15 protein-coding genes are annotated in these 16,635 nt (G+C 59.7%); 4 read left to right on the forward strand and 11 right to left on the reverse strand.

Annotation, left to right across the window (positions count from 1 at the left end; genetic code table 11):
• Nucleotides 1–152: 152 nt before the first annotated feature.
• Together QLG10_RS26005 and QLG10_RS26010 are read left to right on the forward strand one after the other, a co-directional pair.
• A complete protein-coding gene (locus QLG10_RS26005) occupies nt 153–833 on the forward strand; it encodes a Fe2+-dependent dioxygenase (protein ID WP_110746767.1) in 681 nt (226 codons plus the stop codon).
• Nucleotides 830–1,597: a tetratricopeptide repeat protein gene (locus tag QLG10_RS26010; RefSeq protein WP_110746769.1), complete on the forward strand. Its 768-nt coding sequence runs from the start codon at nt 830–832 to the stop codon at nt 1,595–1,597. The genes QLG10_RS26005 and QLG10_RS26010 overlap by 4 nt, the downstream gene beginning before the upstream one ends.
• A gap of 167 nt (nt 1,598–1,764) precedes the next feature.
• Here the strand turns inward: QLG10_RS26010 and QLG10_RS26015 are convergent, their stop codons facing one another.
• From QLG10_RS26015 to QLG10_RS26035, 5 genes are all read right to left on the reverse strand, one after another.
• A complete protein-coding gene (locus QLG10_RS26015; protein WP_020796555.1) occupies nt 1,765–2,928 on the reverse strand; it encodes a type III PLP-dependent enzyme in 1,164 nt (387 codons plus the stop codon).
• Between the two features lie 341 nt (nt 2,929–3,269).
• Entirely contained in the window at nt 3,270–4,427 is a 1,158-nt protein-coding gene (locus QLG10_RS26020) for an ABC transporter ATP-binding protein (RefSeq protein ID WP_110746770.1), read from the reverse strand.
• On the reverse strand, nt 4,424–5,077 hold the full coding sequence (locus tag QLG10_RS26025) for an ABC transporter permease (RefSeq protein ID WP_020796558.1): 654 nt from the start codon (nt 5,075–5,077) through the stop codon (nt 4,424–4,426). The genes QLG10_RS26020 and QLG10_RS26025 overlap by 4 nt, the downstream gene beginning before the upstream one ends.
• 12 nt (nt 5,078–5,089) lie before the next feature.
• Nucleotides 5,090–5,983: a glycine betaine ABC transporter substrate-binding protein gene (locus QLG10_RS26030; RefSeq protein ID WP_110746773.1), complete on the reverse strand. Its 894-nt coding sequence runs from the start codon at nt 5,981–5,983 to the stop codon at nt 5,090–5,092.
• 20 nt (nt 5,984–6,003) lie between these two features.
• Nucleotides 6,004–6,720 (reverse strand): ABC transporter permease, encoded by a 717-nt coding sequence (locus tag QLG10_RS26035; protein ID WP_110746774.1) that lies wholly within the window; start codon nt 6,718–6,720, stop codon nt 6,004–6,006.
• A gap of 440 nt (nt 6,721–7,160) precedes the next feature.
• On the opposite strand from QLG10_RS26035, the gene QLG10_RS26040 reads away from it, so the two are divergent.
• Both QLG10_RS26040 and QLG10_RS26045 read left to right on the forward strand, forming a co-directional pair.
• Nucleotides 7,161–8,744 (forward strand): peptide chain release factor 3, encoded by a 1,584-nt coding sequence (locus QLG10_RS26040; protein WP_110746776.1) that lies wholly within the window; start codon nt 7,161–7,163, stop codon nt 8,742–8,744.
• A gap of 272 nt (nt 8,745–9,016) precedes the next feature.
• Nucleotides 9,017–9,271: a hypothetical protein gene (locus QLG10_RS26045; RefSeq protein ID WP_110746777.1), complete on the forward strand. Its 255-nt coding sequence runs from the start codon at nt 9,017–9,019 to the stop codon at nt 9,269–9,271.
• 174 nt (nt 9,272–9,445) lie between these two features.
• On the opposite strand, the gene QLG10_RS26050 is transcribed toward QLG10_RS26045, so the two are convergent.
• The 6 genes from QLG10_RS26050 to QLG10_RS26075 all read right to left on the reverse strand — a co-directional run bounded on the left by QLG10_RS26050 (nt 9,446) and on the right by QLG10_RS26075 (nt 16,533).
• Nucleotides 9,446–10,426 (reverse strand): peptide ABC transporter ATP-binding protein, encoded by a 981-nt coding sequence (locus tag QLG10_RS26050; RefSeq protein WP_110746779.1) that lies wholly within the window; start codon nt 10,424–10,426, stop codon nt 9,446–9,448.
• On the reverse strand, nt 10,426–11,394 hold the full coding sequence (locus tag QLG10_RS26055) for an ABC transporter ATP-binding protein (protein WP_020796604.1): 969 nt from the start codon (nt 11,392–11,394) through the stop codon (nt 10,426–10,428). Before QLG10_RS26055 ends, QLG10_RS26050 begins: the two co-directional genes overlap by 1 nt.
• A 10-nt stretch (nt 11,395–11,404) precedes the next feature.
• Nucleotides 11,405–12,331, reverse strand: coding sequence for an ABC transporter permease subunit (locus QLG10_RS26060; RefSeq protein ID WP_046820587.1), 927 nt, complete (start codon nt 12,329–12,331; stop codon nt 11,405–11,407).
• 11 nt (nt 12,332–12,342) lie between these two features.
• Nucleotides 12,343–13,353 carry an ABC transporter permease subunit gene (locus QLG10_RS26065; RefSeq protein WP_020796606.1) on the reverse strand — a complete coding sequence of 337 codons (1,011 nt, stop codon included), beginning with the start codon at nt 13,351–13,353 and terminating at the stop codon, nt 12,343–12,345.
• Nucleotides 13,354–13,425: 72 nt separating this feature from the next.
• Complete coding sequence (locus QLG10_RS26070; protein WP_110746781.1) at nt 13,426–15,021, reverse strand: ABC transporter substrate-binding protein; 1,596 nt, start codon at nt 15,019–15,021, stop codon at nt 13,426–13,428.
• Between the two features lie 78 nt (nt 15,022–15,099).
• Nucleotides 15,100–16,533: an OprD family porin gene (locus QLG10_RS26075; protein WP_020796609.1), complete on the reverse strand. Its 1,434-nt coding sequence runs from the start codon at nt 16,531–16,533 to the stop codon at nt 15,100–15,102.
• Nucleotides 16,534–16,635: the final 102 nt, after the last annotated feature.

The following is a 16,635-nucleotide window of genomic DNA, read 5'->3' on the forward strand; positions in this document are numbered from 1 at the left end:
TGTATCAATTGCGAAAAATTACTATTCGCACTGAATTTACAATCTTTACAATTTAACCTTACGGTTTTTACTGTTTCGTTCGTCTCTCGGGTTTTACAAGGGCAATAAGAATCAATACCATTGGCGACCCTTTGCTTTCTGGTGCTTGCCCCATGCTGCTGCACATCCCCGGCTTGTTCGAAAAAGAAGAAGTGCAGCGCATTCGCGAGGCTCTGCAACAGGCCGATTGGGCCGATGGCAAGATCACGGCCGGTTACCAGTCGGCCAAGGCCAAGCACAATCTGCAGTTGCCGGAAGGCCACCCGCTGGCCAAGGAAATCGGCGCGGCCATGCTGGAGCGGCTGTGGAAAAACCCGCAGTTCATGTCAGCGGCGTTACCGCACAAGGTGTTTCCTCCGTTACTGAACTGTTACACGGCTGGCGGCAGTTTCGATTTCCACATCGACAACGCGGTGCGTCAGCCCAAGGGCAGTATCGAACGGGTGCGCACCGACCTCTCGGCCACGCTGTTCTTCAGCGACCCCGAGGATTACGACGGCGGCGAGCTGGAAATCCAGGACACCTACGGCACCCAGCGGGTGAAGTTGCCGGCGGGTGACATGGTGCTGTACCCCGGCACCAGCCTGCACAAGGTCAACGCCGTCACCCGTGGAACGCGTTACGCCTCGTTTTTCTGGACCCAGAGCCTGGTGCGCGAAGACAGCCAGCGTGCGCTGTTGTTCGAGATGGACGGGGCGATCCGGCAGTTGACCCAGGACGTGCCGGACCATCCTTCGCTGATCCGCCTGACCGGTACTTATCACAACCTGTTGCGCCGTTGGGTCGAGGTATGAGTTTTCAATTGCGCCGCCAGGAGGTGCTCGATGGAGACCGTCTCAAAGCCATGCTCGACGAAAGCCCGGCCCGTGCGGCCCAGGCGATCGTAGCAGCAGCCCGCGAGGGGCTTGTCGATGCCCAGGCGCTGCTTGGGCAGATTCTGCTGGATGGAAATGGAATCACCCAGGATCAACCGCTGGCGTTGCGCTGGTTCGACATCGCCGCCCGACAAGGGCACATGATGGCGCGCAACATGCTGGGGCGATGTCATGAACATGGCTGGGGGTGTGTGGCCGATGCCGCAATGGCTGCTCGGCATTATCGAATCGCCGCAGAAGCGGGGCTGGATTGGGCGATGTACAACTACGCCAATCTGCTGGCGACCGGGCGTGGGGTGGCTGAGGATCAGCTGCAAGCGCTCGAACTCTATCGCTGCGCGGCAGAACTGGGCCACGCGAAATCGATGAATCTGCTGGGACGTTACCTGGAAGAAGGGCAGGTATGCCCGAAGGATCTGCAAGCGGCGCACGGCTGGTATCGGCGCTCGGCTGAGGGCGGGGACTTTCGTGGCCAGTTCAGCTTTGCGGCAGTGTTGGCGGATCAAGGGAATATCGACGAGGCATTGCAATGGCTGCGCAGGGCGCTGAGCGGCGGCAATCTGAACTTCCTGCGGGTCGCGAGTGAAGCCTTGTTGGGCGCAACCGATCCGCAGATTCGCGCGTTGGCACCTGCGTACGCCAAGCGCTTCGCCGAACTCGAACAGGTATTCATATCTCTGTAGGAGCCGGCTTGCTGGCGATTAACGGTCACCCCGTTTGTCTGGGTAACCGCGGTGCCTTGATCGCCAGCAAGCCGGCTCCTACAGGAATGTGGTGGGTCGATTCTTTGTGATCACCCACAAAAAAGCCCATGACGTGTCATAGGCTTTTTGATTTCTGCGTGCAGTACTTACACGTAGAAAGATTTCAACGGCGGGAAGCCATTGAACTCAACCGCGCTGTAGCTGGTGGTGTAGGCGCCGGTCGACAGCCAGTACAGGCGATCACCGATCGCCAGGTTCAGAGGCAGGCCGTACTTGTAGTTTTCGTACATGATGTCGGCGCTGTCACAGGTTGGGCCGGCGATGACGACTTCTTCCATCTCGCCTTTCTTTTCGGTCCAGATCGGGAACTTGATGGCTTCGTCCATGGTTTCGATCAGGCCGGAGAACTTGCCCACGTCGGTGTACACCCAACGCTCGACGGCGGTGCGGGATTTACGGGCGACCAACACCACTTCGCTGACCAGGATGCCGGCGTTGGCGATCAGGGAACGGCCCGGCTCCAGGATGATTTCCGGCAGGTCGTCGCCGAAGTCTTCCTTGAGGAAGCGAATGATTTCTTCGGCGTAGGTTTCCAGGCTGTTGGTGCGGGTGATGTAGTTGGCCGGGAAGCCACCGCCCATGTTGATCAGCTTCAGTACGATGCCGTCTTCTTCCTTCAGGCGTTCGAAGATCACCTTGACCTTGGCGATCGCGGCATCCCAGACGCTGATATCGCGCTGCTGCGAGCCTACGTGGAAGGAGATGCCGTATGGCACCAGGCCCAGGTCACGGGCGAGGATCAGCAAGTCCATGGCCATGTCGGTCTGGCAGCCGAATTTGCGCGACAGAGGCCAGTCGGCAGTGGTCGAGCCTTCGGTCAGGATGCGTACGTAGACTTTCGAGCCCGGTGCGGCCTTGGCGATGTTGCGCAGGTCGGCTTCGGAGTCGGTGGCATAGAGGCGCACGCCCTTCTCAAAGAAGTAGCGGATGTCCTTGGATTTCTTGATGGTGTTGCCGTAGCTGATCTGATCGGCGCTGACGCCGCGGCTCAGCACTTTGTCCAGCTCGTAGATCGAGGCGATGTCGAAGCTCGAGCCTTTCTCTTTGAGCAAGTCGATGATTTCCACCGCCGGGTTGGCCTTGACCGCGTAGTAGACCTTGGCGAATTCGAAACCGGCGCGCAGGTCATCGTAGGCCTGGCTGATCATCGCGGTGTCGATTACCACGAACGGGGTTTCTTGCTTGTCGGCGAATGCCTTCATTTTCTGAAAGGTTTCACGCGCGAAATAGTCTTCGACCTGGATCGACATGCTGGGAACTCCTACTGGCAAACTGAAATTATCAATGGGTGCAAATGAACGTCCTCCGTATCCCCACTTTGGTTCGCCTACTTCCCAAGGCATGTCGCCGAAAGCAAAAAGGCCATGGGAAGCGCTGCTTTCCCTTGGCCTTGCTGTCTCGTCGTCAGTACTTGAGCCGGATGGATCGTTTCCAGCATGGACGTTCGGCGCGAACTTTAGGGCGTGAGGGGCTTGAGATCAACAAAAAATGTCGCGTTTTTGCACGCATCCGTCGTGCGGTCCCTTACAGCTACTGATGTAACGGACCTGTGTGACGGTGTGATGTTCCCCTGAATGACGGTGAGGAGGGATCAGGCCAGTGCAGCGTCGGCTGGCGAAACGATGCTGGTCTTGCCCCCACGAGACTTGCCCGAGCTCAAATACTCCGCAATCGATTCCTGGGTCACTTCCCCAAGGAACACCCGCTCGGCATCCATCACCGGCAACCACGACCGGTTGAACTCGTACATCCGCGACAACAGAATGCGCAAGTGCTCGTCGTAGGCCGCGGTAGCGTTGAATTCGCGCAGGTACTGCCCGCACGTGCCGCTCTGACGGTGCAGATCGCGGCGGCGAACGTAACCCAGAGCCTTGTTCTCGGCGCAGGTGACCACCACGTAGCGACGGTCATGCTCGTCCATCATTTCCAGCGCATCGGCCACCGGCGTTTCCGGGCTGACTGAAGGTGCGTTATCCGCCGCGTCTTCAGCCTTGACCAGCAACAGGCGCTTGAGAGTGCTGTCCTGGCCGACGAAGTTACTGACAAAGTCGTCAGCCGGGTGGGCCAGCAGGGTGTCGGGGTGGTCAATCTGCAGCAGTTTGCCGGCGCGGAAAATCGCGATCTTGTCGCCGAGCTTGATGGCTTCGTCGATGTCGTGGCTGACCATGATCACGGTCTTGTTCAGCGCCCGCTGCATCTCGAAGAATTCGTTCTGGATCATCTCGCGGTTGATCGGGTCGACCGCGCCGAACGGTTCGTCCATCAGCAACAGTGGTGCATCAGCGGCCAGCGCGCGAATCACGCCGATCCTCTGTTGCTGGCCGCCAGACAGTTCCCGAGGATAGCGATGCAGATATTGCTTGGGTTCGAGCTTGATCATGCTCATCAACTCGCGGGCGCGGTCGTGGCATTTCTGTTTGTCCCAGCCGAGCAGTTTCGGCACCACCACGATGTTCTCCTCGATGGTCATGTTCGGGAACAGACCGATCTGCTGGATCACATAGCCGATGTTACGGCGCAGGGTCACTGCGTCGAGACCGGTAGTGTCTTCGCCATTGATCAGGATCTTGCCCGAGGTCGGTGTGATCAGGCGGTTGATCATCTTGAGCGTGGTGCTTTTGCCGCAGCCCGAAGGCCCGAGGAACACGCAAATCTCGCCTTCATTGACGGTCAGGCTCACCGAGTCCACGGCCTTCACGTCTTTGCCGTTGCTTTGGAAGGTCTTGCTGAGGTTTTGAAGTTCGATCATTTGAGCAGTCCTTTAGGAGTCAGCGAGCGTTGCAGCCATTGCAGGAGCAGGTCGGCGAAGATGGCCAGCAGGCTGACCAGCACGGCGCCGACAATCAGCATCGACATGTCGCTGCGGCTGATGGAAGCGAGGATGAGCACGCCCAGGCCACCGGCGCCGATGGTCGCGGCGATGGTCATTACGCCGATGTTCATGACCACGGCGGTGCGCACGCCGGCAAGGATTACCGGCACGGCAATCGGCAATTCGACCATGCGCAGGCGCTGGCCGAAGGTCATGCCGATACCGCGCGCGGCTTCGCGGATGCCCGGTTCGACGTTGGTCAGGGCCAGGTAGGTGTTGCGCATGATGGGCAGCAGCGAATACAGGAACACCGCGGTGATGGCCGGCATCGGGCCCAGGCCCTGGCCGAATTTCGAGTAGAACGGCAGCAGCAGGCCGAACAGGGCAATCGATGGCACGGTCAGCAGCACGGTGGCGCTGGCCTGTAGCGGCCCGGCGAGCGTCGGAAAACGCGTCATCAGGACGCCCAGCGGCACGCCGACCACGATCGCCAGGGTCACGGCGATGCCGACCAGGGTGATGTGTTGCCCGGTCAGGTGCAGTACCTGTGCCCAGTCGAGGTGGGAAAAGGCGTTGATAAATTCCATGGCTTTTCCTCCTTATTTGATTGGATGCTGGCGCAGGAAATCTGCGGCAACGGACGAAGGGCTTTCGTGATCGACATCGACCCGCGCGTTGAGCTGGCGCATGGTTTCGTCATCGAACAGTTCGGCCAGCGGCTTGATCTCTTGCGCCAGTTGCGGATGGGCATCGAGGTAATCCTGACGCACCACTGGCGCAGCGGTGTAGTCCGGGAAGTAGTGCTTGTCGTCTTCAAGCAACTTGAGCTTGAAGGCGTTCAGGCGACCGTCGGTGGTGTAGACCAGGCCGGCGAACACCTGGCCATTGCGCAGGGCGGTGTAGACCAGCCCGGCATCCATCTGGCGGATGTTTTTGCGGGTCAGGTTCATGCCGTAGAGGTCGACCATGCCGTCCAGACCGTCGGAACGGTTGGCGAACTCAGTGTCCAGCGCGACAAGGTGATTGGTTTTCGCCTCAGCCTGCATCACGGTGTTCAGTTCGCTGATGGAGTTGATCTGCGGGTAGGCCTTTGCGGTTTTCTCCGGCAGCGCCAACGCGTAGGTGTTGCTGAACTTCGACGGAGTGAGCCAGATGAGGCCTTTTTTCGCGTCGAGTTCTTTCACCTTGGCGTAGGACTGGGCGCTGTCGAGTTTTTCGGTGACATGGTTGTAGGCCACCAGCGACACGCCGGTGTATTCCCACATCAGATCCAGTTGGCCACTTTCCTGGGCGCTGCGGGCCAGGTTACTGCCCAATCCACCGGTCACCCGGGTGTCATAACCCTTGGTGCGCAGGTATTGAGAGGTAATTTCCGCGAGCAGGGTTTGCTCGGTGAACACCCGGGCGCCGATGCGGATCACGGGTTTCTCCGCGGCTTGGGCAAATCCTGCGAGCAGCAGCATGCAGCCTAGTAAAAAGCTTGGTGTTTTCATGATGATTCCTTTGCCGGGGCTTAAGACGGGCGCAAACCGCGTTCGAGCCAGAGACGGCTGGCGAGTGTCACCAGGCCGTCGAGCAGCAACGCCAGCAGGGCGGTGCAGGCCGCTCCCAGCAGCAGTTGCGGCTGGTTGTTCAGGGCGATGCCGGGGAAGATCAGGCTGCCCAGGCTGTTGGCGCCGATCAGGAACGCCAGCGGTGCGGTCCCGACGTTGATCGCCAAGGCGACGCGCACGCCGCCGATGATGATCGGCACGGCATTGGGCAGTTCGACCCGCCACAGCACCTGGGAGGGGGTCATGCCGATGCCGACGGCCGCTTCCTTGAGCGAACCCTGGACGTTTTTCAGGCCTTCGTAGGTGTTACGCACGATCGGCAACAATGAAGCGAGGAACAGGGCGAATATCGCGGGGCCGCTGCCGATGCCAAGGACGCCCAGTGCAATGGCCAGTACGGCGAGAGGTGGCACGGTGTTGCCGATGTTGAACACCTGCATGAAGCGTTCGGCGCGTCCAACCATGGTCGGGCGGCTGAGGAAGATGCCGGCAGGAATGCCCACAACGAGGGCGGCCAGCATGGAAGCGAGGACGAGAATCAGATGAGCTTGCAGGTAAAACAACAAATCGTCGCGGTAATGTTCGATCGTGTTGATGCCAATCCAGTGGACCAGCAGGGCCAGGAGAGCGACGACAACCGCACCTCCTATCAGCCCTTTGCCATAGCGAATAGCCACAGGCGGACTCCTTTTTTTTCCGTCGGCGAACACTTTCTCGTGTGGCAATGCCATTCCTGGCTGCCGAAAAAATGATCGCGAGAAGCAGCTCACGCCGAGCGCGTTCTCCTGTAGGAGCGGAGCATGCTCGCGAAAAACCCTCAGACAACGCGTACATTCAGGTACCCGGCGTTATCGTTAACGTCCATCGCGAGCTTGCTCGTTCCTACGGGGGAGGCGTACGGCTATTGAGCCATGAGCACAGCCTCGTCAGGCCGCTTTGCAGGTGTTTCAAGCCCCCGACGAGTGGTCGTTACGGGGGAGTGGACGTCTCCGTGTATTAAAAGGTTCCCATCTGAAGCAGCATTTGGCCACCCCTAATGTGCTCAACGGTTCGGTTATTGACTCAAGTTGGGCTATAATCTGCGCCCTTTTTTGAATCACCTGCCAGGCGATTTCCCATGACCAAACAGGCCGCCGAAGTCGCGAAACGCCGCACTTTCGCCATTATTTCCCACCCCGATGCCGGTAAGACCACCATCACCGAGAAGCTCTTGCTGATGGGCAAGGCGATTGCGGTAGCCGGTACGGTGAAATCTCGTAAGTCCGACCGCCATGCCACCTCCGACTGGATGGAAATGGAAAAGCAACGTGGTATTTCCATTACCACGTCGGTCATGCAGTTCCCGTATCGCGAGCACATGATCAACCTGCTCGACACCCCGGGCCACGAAGACTTCTCCGAAGACACCTACCGCACCCTGACGGCAGTGGACTCGGCCTTGATGGTCCTCGACGGCGGCAAGGGCGTTGAGCCACGGACCATCGCCCTGATGGACGTCTGTCGTCTGCGCGACACGCCTATCGTCAGCTTCATCAACAAACTCGACCGTGACATTCGCGACCCGATTGAACTGCTCGACGAAATCGAAGCGGTCCTCAAGATCAAGGCGGCGCCGATCACCTGGCCGATCGGCTGCTACCGTGACTTCAAGGGCGTATACCATCTCGCCGACGACTACATCATTGTCTACACCGCCGGTCACGGTCATGAACGCACCGAAACCAAGATCATCGAGAAGCTCGATTCCGCTGAAGCCCGCGCCCACCTGGGTGACGAGTACGAGCGCTTCATCGAACAGCTGGAACTGGTACAGGGCGCCTGCCACGAGTTCAACCAGCAGGAGTTCCTCGACGGTCAACTGACCCCGGTGTTCTTCGGTACTGCATTGGGTAACTTCGGTGTCGATCACGTTCTCGACGCCGTTGTTGATTGGGCACCGCGTCCGCTGGCACGGGTGGCCAACGAGCGTACCGTGGAGCCGGTGGAAGAGAAGTTCTCGGGCTTCATCTTCAAGATCCAGGCGAACATGGACCCGAAACACCGCGACCGTATCGCCTTCATGCGTATCTGCTCCGGCAAGTACGAAAAAGGCATGAAGATGCGCCACGTGCGCACCGGCAAGGACGTGCGGATCGGCGATGCGCTGACGTTCTTCTCCTCCGAGCGTGAGCAACTGGAAGAAGCGTTTGCCGGCGACATCATCGGTTTGCACAACCACGGCACCATCCAGATCGGCGACACCTTCACCGAAGGCGAAGTCCTGGGTTTCACTGGCATCCCGCACTTCGCCCCGGAACTGTTCCGCCGCGTACGCCTGCGTGATCCATTGAAGTCCAAGCAACTGCGCCAGGGCCTGCAACAATTGGCCGAAGAAGGTGCGACCCAGGTGTTCTTCCCCGAGCGCAGCAACGACATCATCCTCGGCGCCGTCGGTGTACTGCAATTTGACGTGGTCGCCAGCCGCTTGAAAGAGGAATACAAGGTCGAATGCTCCTACGAGCCGATCACCGTGTACTCCGCGCGCTGGATCGAATGCAGCGACAAGAAGAAACTTGAGGAATTCTCCAACAAGGCCGTGGAAAACCTGGCACTGGACGGCGGCGGTCACCTGACCTACCTCGCGCCGACCCGGGTCAACCTGGCACTGATGGAAGAACGCTGGCCGGACGTGAAATTCCGTGCAACGCGTGAGCACCACTAAGCGCTGAGTTGAAACACCGAAAACCCCGTTGCGAAAGCTGCGGGGTTTTTTGTTGGCGAACCCGATCGTTCCCACGCTCTGTGTGAGAGCTGCCGAAGGCTGCGATCGTTTGATCTTTTCGGCATAACGCTTATTGCCAACCATTCTCCCTGTCCACGGTATTTCCGCCCAGCCGTTAGCGTCCTATCTGGAGAACCCGGCTGATCGGAACTAGATTTCAGAGAGCGCCAGCCAGGCACAGATGTTTCACCTGCAAAAGGACGGATTCGACTATGAACAGGTTGCTACGCGTTGTGTTGCTGTTGAAGGTTTTGCTGATGCTGGCCCTCGGCAGTTCGGCGGTCTGGGCCGAGTGTGAGAATCACGAAACCCAGGCGTCTAGCGGGCAGGGGACCCATGGTGATCTGATGATCGCCAAGTCCGAATCGGAACCGGGGGACAAGGGGCAGGGTGGTGCCGACAACGATGATGACTCGACCACCGATGAGCCGGACTCCGATGATGAAGAAGGTGACAGCCAGACGTAAATCGCAGACAAAAGAAAACCCCGTCTCTCCCGATTAATGTGCAATCGAAATAGAAGGGGTTGGATGAACGAGCAAAATCCCTGTGGGAGCGGGCTTGCTCGCGAAGTCGTCGTGTCAGTCACTCTCGTTGTCGACTGATTGACCGCTTTCGCGAGCAAGCCCGCTCTCACAATTTTATGCCGCGCCGTGCACGAACTGCTCGGCGTAATGGCAAGCCACCTGCCGATTATCCAGAGGACGCAACGCTGGCTCTTCGGTTTTGCAACGCTCGGTCGCATACGGGCAGCGCTTGTGGAACGCGCAACCAGGCGGCGGGTTCAGCGGGTTGGGCAATTCGCCGACGATCTTGATTTTCGGCTTGTTGGGGTCTGGGTGAATGGTTGGGGTGGCCGACAGCAGCGCCTGGGTGTACGGGTGCAACGGGCGCTCGTAGATGTCGTTCTTCGGGCCGATTTCCACCGGGCGACCGAGGTACATCACCATCACGTCATCGGCAACGTGTTGCACCACCGCCAGGTTGTGGGAGATGAACACATAGGCGGTGTTGAACTCTTGCTGCAAATCCATGAACAGGTTCAATACCTGGGCCTGGATCGACACGTCCAGTGCCGACGTTGGCTCATCCGCCACCAGTACTTTTGGCTGCAACATCATCGCGCGAGCCAGGGCGATCCGCTGGCGCTGGCCGCCAGAGAACATGTGCGGATAACGCTGGTAGTGCTCGGGACGCAAGCCCACCTGCTTCATCATCGCCTGGACTTTCTCGCGACGTTCGGTGGCCGACAGGTTGGTGTTGATCAGCAACGGCTCGGCCAGTTGATCACCGATTTTCTGCCGTGGGTTCAACGATGCGTAGGGGCTCTGGAACACCATCTGCACGTCTTTGCGCAGTTGCTTGCGCTGGGCCTTGTCGGCGCCGGCGACTTCCTGACCGGCGATTTTCAGGGAGCCGGAGGACGGTTCCTCGATCAGGGTCAGGGCACGGGCCAGGGTGGATTTGCCGCAGCCCGACTCACCGACGACGGCGAGGGTCTTGCCGGCTTCCAGCTCGAACGACACACCGTTGAGGGCGCGTACGGTGGCGTGACCCTTGAACAGGCCACGGGACACTTCGTAGTGACGGGTCAGGTCGCGGGCGGTAAGAACGACGGCCATTACGCCACCTCCTGGTTCAGCGGGTAGAAGCAGCGGGCGAGGCTGTTGCTTTTCGGGTCAAGAGCTGGACGCTGCACGCGGCAGTTGTCCTGCACGTACGGGCAGCGCGGCGACAGCAGGCAGCCTTGCGGACGGTCGTAGCGACCGGGGACGATGCCCGGCAGGGTCGACAGGCGTGAGGCGCCCAGGCTGTGTTCCGGAATCGCCTTGAGCAGCGCTTCGCTGTATGGGTGGGCCGGGATGTCGAACAGTTGCGGCACCTGGCCGACTTCGACCGCTTGGCCGGCGTACATCACGCACACGCGCTGGGCGGTTTCAGCCACGACCGCGAGGTCGTGGGTGATCAGCACCAGGCCCATGTTCTGCTCTTTCTGCAACGCCAGCAGCAGGTCCATGATCTGCGCCTGGATTGTCACGTCCAGTGCGGTGGTCGGTTCGTCGGCGATCAGCAGTTTCGGTTCGCCGGCAATCGCCATGGCGATTGCAACGCGCTGGCTCATGCCACCCGACAGTTGATGCGGGTAGGCGTCCATACGGCTGGCGGCGCCCGGGATTTCCACTTTTTCCAGCAGTTCGATGGCGCGTTTGCGCGCTTGCTTGCCGGACATTTTCAGGTGCAGGCGCAGCACTTCTTCGATCTGGAAACCGACGGTGTAGCTCGGGTTCAGCGCGGTCATCGGGTCCTGGAAGACCATGGACAGGTCTTTGCCGACGATTTGACGACGCTGGCGATTGTTGAGCTTGAGCATGTCCTTGCCGTCAAAGCTGAGCGAGTCGGCGGTGACGATACCTGGATGCTCGATCAGGCCCATCAGCGCCATCATGGTCACGGATTTGCCCGATCCCGACTCGCCGACGATGGCCAGCACTTCGCCCTTGTCGACTTTCAGGTCGAGGCCATCGACCACGGGCGTAGCGTTCTTGTCGCCGAAGCGAACGTTGAGATTCTTGATTTCTAGCAGTGACATTGGAATCTCCTCAGGCGGCGTTCTTGAGTTTCGGGTCCAGCGCGTCGCGCAGGCCGTCACCCATCAAGTTGATTGCCAGCACGCTGAGCAAAATGGTCAAGCCTGGCAGGCTGACGACCCACCAGGCGCGTTCGATGTAGTCGCGGGCCGAGGCCAGCATGGTGCCCCACTCAGGGGTTGGCGGTTGTACGCCAAGGCCGAGGAAGCCCAGGGCGGCGGCATCGAGAATCGCCGACGAAAAACTCAAGGTCGCCTGAACGATCAGCGGCGCCATGCAGTTGGGCAGCACGGTGACGAACATCAGGCGCGGCAGGCCGGCACCGGCCAGGCGCGCGGCGGTCACGTAGTCGCGGTTCAGCTCGCCCATGACCGCGGCGCGGGTCAGGCGAACATAAGACGGCAAGGACACCACGGCGATGGCGATCACGGTGTTGATCAGGCCAGGGCCGAGGATGGCGACGATCGCCACGGCCAGCAGCAGCGACGGCAGGGCCAGCATGATGTCCATCAGGCGCATGATGGTCGGGCCGACCGCTTTGGGGAAAAAGCCGGCAAACAGGCCCAGCAGGATCCCCGGGATCAGCGACATCACCACCGACGACAAACCGATCAGCAGCGACAGGCGCGAACCCTGGATCAGGCGCGACAGCAGGTCGCGGCCCAGTTCATCGGTACCCAGCAAGAACTGGATCTGCCCACCTTCCAGCCAGGCTGGCGGGGTCAGCAGGAAGTCGCGGTATTGCTCGCTCGGGTCATGGGGTGCAACCCACGGGGCGAAGATGGCGCAGAAAATCACCAGCAGCATGAACATCAGGCCGGCAACGGCACCTTTGTTCTTGGAAAATGCTTGCCAGAACTCTTTGTACGGCGATGGATACAGCAGGCTTTGATCCACGGCGGACGTGGCGGTGGCTACTGAGGATGTTGGAGTGCTCATGGGTTTTGACCTCAGCGCTGATGACGGATGCGTGGGTTGGCAAAGCCGTAGAGGATGTCCACTACGAAGTTGACCAGGATCACCAGGCAGGCGATTAACAGGATGCCGTTTTGCACGACCGGGTAGTCCCGGGCGCCTATGGCTTCGATCAGCCACTTGCCGATGCCCGGCCAGGAGAAGATGGTCTCGGTCAGGACCGCGCCGGCCAGCAGGGTGCCGACTTGCAGGCCGACCACGGTCAGCACCGGAATCAACGCGTTACGCAGACCGTGCACGAACACCACGCGCGAAGGCGACAGGCCCTTGGCCTTGGCGGTTCGGATGTAGTCTTCACGCAGCACTTCGAGCATCGACGAACGGGTCATCCGCGCGATGACAGCCAGCGGGATGGTGCCGAGCACGATGGCCGGCAGGATCAGGTGGTGCAGGGCATCGAAGAACGCGCCGACGTCATCGGCCAGCAGCGTGTCGATCAGCATGAAGCCGGTTCGCGGCTCGATGTCATAGAGCAGGTCGATCCGCCCGGACACCGGGGTCCAGCCCAGGGAGACCGAGAAGAACATGATCAGGATCAGGCCCCACCAGAAGATCGGCATCGAGTATCCCGCCAGGGAGACACCCATCACCCCATGGTCGAACAGGGACCCTCGCTTGAGGGCCGCGATCACCCCGGCCAGCAGGCCCAGGATACCGGCGAACAACAGGGCGGCCATGGACAGTTCCAGGGTCGCGGGAAATAGGGAGGTGAACTCGTTCCAGACGCTTTCACGGGTACGCAGGGATTCCCCGAGATCGCCGTGGGCCAGTTTGCCGATGTAATCCAGGTACTGGGCATACAGGGGTTTGTTCAGACCTAGGCGTTCCATTGCCTGAGCGTGCATTTCCGGGTCGACTCTGCGTTCGCCCATCATGACTTCCACGGGGTCGCCAGGGATCATGCGAATCAACGCGAAAGTCAGCAAGGTGATGCCGAAGAACGTGGGGATCAGTAACCCCAGTCGGCGGGCAATAAAACTAAACATCGTAAGGTGTACCTCATCAGCCGGTTAGGCGTGCCCGGCATGCCTGGGTCAGGAATGCCGGGAGTTTCTTATCTACTTCACCTGGGTGGTGGCGAAGTTATTGGTGGTGAGCGGGCTAATTTGGTAGCCCTCTACGTTGTTGCGCATTGCAGTGAACATTCTTGTGTGCGCCATGCTGATCCATGGCTGGTCCTGGTTAAAGATAACCTGTGCCTGTTCGTACAGTGCTGCACGCTCGGCCGGGTCGGTTTTTTCCCGGGCCTGGTCGAGCAGGGCCTGGAATTTTTCATTGCACCAGCGAGCGTAGTTTTCGCCGTTCTTCGCCGCCTCGCAACTGAGCATAGGCGTCAGGAAGTTATCCGGGTCGCCGTTATCGCCCGCCCATCCGGCGGAAACCATATCGTGCTCGCCATTTTTCGCGCGTTTGAGCATTTCGCCCCATTCCATCACGCGGATGTCGATCTTGATCCCCACCTTGGCCAGGTCGGCCTGCATCATCTGTGCGCCGAGCATCGGGTTGGGGTTGGTCGGACCGCCGCCGTTGCGGGTGAACAGGGTGAAGGTGGTGCCTTCCGGCACGCCGGCTTCCTTGAGCAGGGCGCGGGCCTTGTCCAGATCGCGGGGTGGATTCTTCAGATCGTGGTTGTAGCCCAGCAGGGTGTCCGGGAACGGGTTGACCCCGACGGTGGCGTTGCCCTTGCCGAACAGCGCGTTGACATAGGCTTCCTTGTCGAAGGCGATATCGATGGCTTTGCGCACTCGCACATCGCTCATGTATTTGTGCTGGGTGTTCATCGCGACGTAGGAAACCGTCATCGCGTTGAGTTCATCGACCTTCAGGTTCGAGTCTTTCTTGATGCTCGGGATGTCATCGGGCTTGGGATACAGCGCGACCTGGCATTCGTTGGCCTTGAGCTTCTGCAGGCGCACGTTGTTGTCGGTGGCGATGGCCAGGATCAGCGAATCGGCCGGCGGCTTGCCACGGAAATAGTCCGGGTTGGCCTTGAAGCGGACCTGTGCGTCCTTGTTGTAGCGCTGGAAGACAAACGGACCGGTGCCGATTGGCTTGTTGTTGAGGTCGCCGGTCTTGTTGGCCTTGAGCAGTTGGTCGGCGTACTCGGCAGGATAGATCGAGGAGAACGCCATGGCGATGTCGGCCAGGAACGGCGCTTCGCGGCGGGTCAATGTGAACTTGACCGTGTTGTCGTCGACCTTCTCGACACTCTTGAGCAGCTCTTTGAAGCCCATGCTTTCAAAATACGGGAAGCCCACGCTCGACAGCTTGTGCCACGGGTGATTCGGGTCCAGCTGACGCTGGAAGCTCCAGACCACGTCGTCGGCATTCATGTCACGGGTCGGTTTGAAGTATTCGGTGGTATGAAACTTGACACCTTTGCGCAGGTGGAACGTGTACGTCAGGCCGTCCTCACTGATGTCCCAGGATTCGGCCAGTGCCGGAATCACATCGGTGGTCCCGGGCTTGAAGTCCGCCAGGCGATTGAAGATGGTCTCGGCCACCGCATCGGCTGTGACTGCAGTCGTGTACTGGACCATGTCGAAGCCTTCGGGACTGGCTTCGGTACAGACCACCAGTGGCTTGGCCGATACACCTACCGCGACACTCAGCAAGGCGGCCGCGATGGCCGCACGTAGGGGAAGCATTTTCATCAAGAACCCTCTGCAATCGGTTAAAGGACAAAGGTCGGACGGCTGACTCGTCACTGAACCAGCCGTGCGGTTGGTGCATTACAGGATGTTGAACGGAACCGTGGTCACCAGACGGAACTCGTTGATGCTGCCATCAGCCTGGTTTTCACTGGCGCGGTGCGCGGTGTAGGTGCCACGAATAGTGGTGGCCTTGAACGGGCCGCTCTGCACAGCGTAGGTGGCACCGATGCCGTATTCGTAATGGTGTTCGCCGTCTTGCGACTGGATGCCGTCGTAGCCTTTGTCGGCCACACCTTTGTTGCCGGTGTAGTGGGTGCCGTCGATGCCCCAGCCGCGCGCCTGGTAGATGTTGAACTTCAGGCCCGGTACGCCGTATTCGGCCATGTTCAGGCCGTAGGCAACCTGGAACGACTTCTCGTTCGGGCCGTTGAAGTCCGACAGCAGGGAGTTGGCCAGGTAGATGCCGTTGGTTTCGTGCAGGTAGTCGAAGTACTCGTTACCGTTCACTTCCTGGTACGAGAAGGTCAGGCTGTGAGCCTGGTGGGTCAGGCCGAACGACAGGGAATAGGTATCGTTGTCGATGTCGCCGATCAGCGCCTTACCTTCTTCCTGGGTCTTGTAGTAGTTCAGGCCGGTGGTCAGGCTCAGTACCTGGCTGTCGCCCAGTACGTGGGTGGCGCCGAAATAGTACTGGTTCCAGATGTCTTCAGCTTGGGTGGCCCAGAGGCTGGTGGTCAGGCTGGCGAACGGGGTGTAGGTGATACCGCCGGTGTAGACGTGGTCGGTTTCAACGATGCCATTGGCGTATTCGGTGCGGAATTTGCGCTGGCTTTGTTCGGTACGCGGTGAATTGCGATCGAAAGTGGCCAGGTCGAATGCCAGGTTGTTCAGCTCTTCGCTGTGGATCGCCACACCCTGGAAGCTCGAAGGCAGCGCACGGTTACCGATGACGTCGACCATCGGGCTGCTGAAGTTCTGACGACCGGCGGTCAGGGTGGTGTTGGAAATACGTGCCTTGACGTTCGCCAGGCCCAACTTGCTCCACTGGCCAACGGCGTCGCCGCCTTCTTCGGTCAGGGTACGGTTGTTGCCTGCGCCTGGGCGAGTGCCCGGTGCGCCGCCGTTGTTGGACGCCAGGTCCTTGCGGTCCTGGTCCAGGGCAATGGCGTTGTAGGCCGCCACTTCAGTGCTGACACCAACGGTGCCTTCGGTGAAGCCCGAGTTGTACTTGAGGATCGTGCCCTGGACCCAGTTGATACGGCGGTCAGTTGGCGTTGAAACACCATTTTTCTTGTAAGCGAAATTGGCGCCCCGCTTCAGTTGTTCGTTAGCGTACCAGTTGCGAGTGGTGCCGGTGATCGACTGGCCTTCGAGAAAGCCGGTGGCTTCGCTCTGGGCACTTTTCTCATTCACGGTTACCGGGGTGTACGCCTGACTCTGGGTTTCAGCGTATGCCGTGGCGGTGATGCTGCTGATGGCCAGGGCCAGTAGCGCGGTGCTGCTCAGTTTCATGGGTGAAGCTCCTTGGTTTCTATTATTAATGCCGGCCTTTTTTGGTGGTTCGGCTATTTGCTTTTGAACTCATTGACGCGTTGCAAACGTTTGCCTGGTGCC

Source organism: Pseudomonas sp. V98_8 (assembly GCF_029967975.1).
Taxonomy (GTDB): Bacteria; Pseudomonadota; Gammaproteobacteria; order Pseudomonadales; family Pseudomonadaceae; genus Aquipseudomonas; species Aquipseudomonas umsongensis.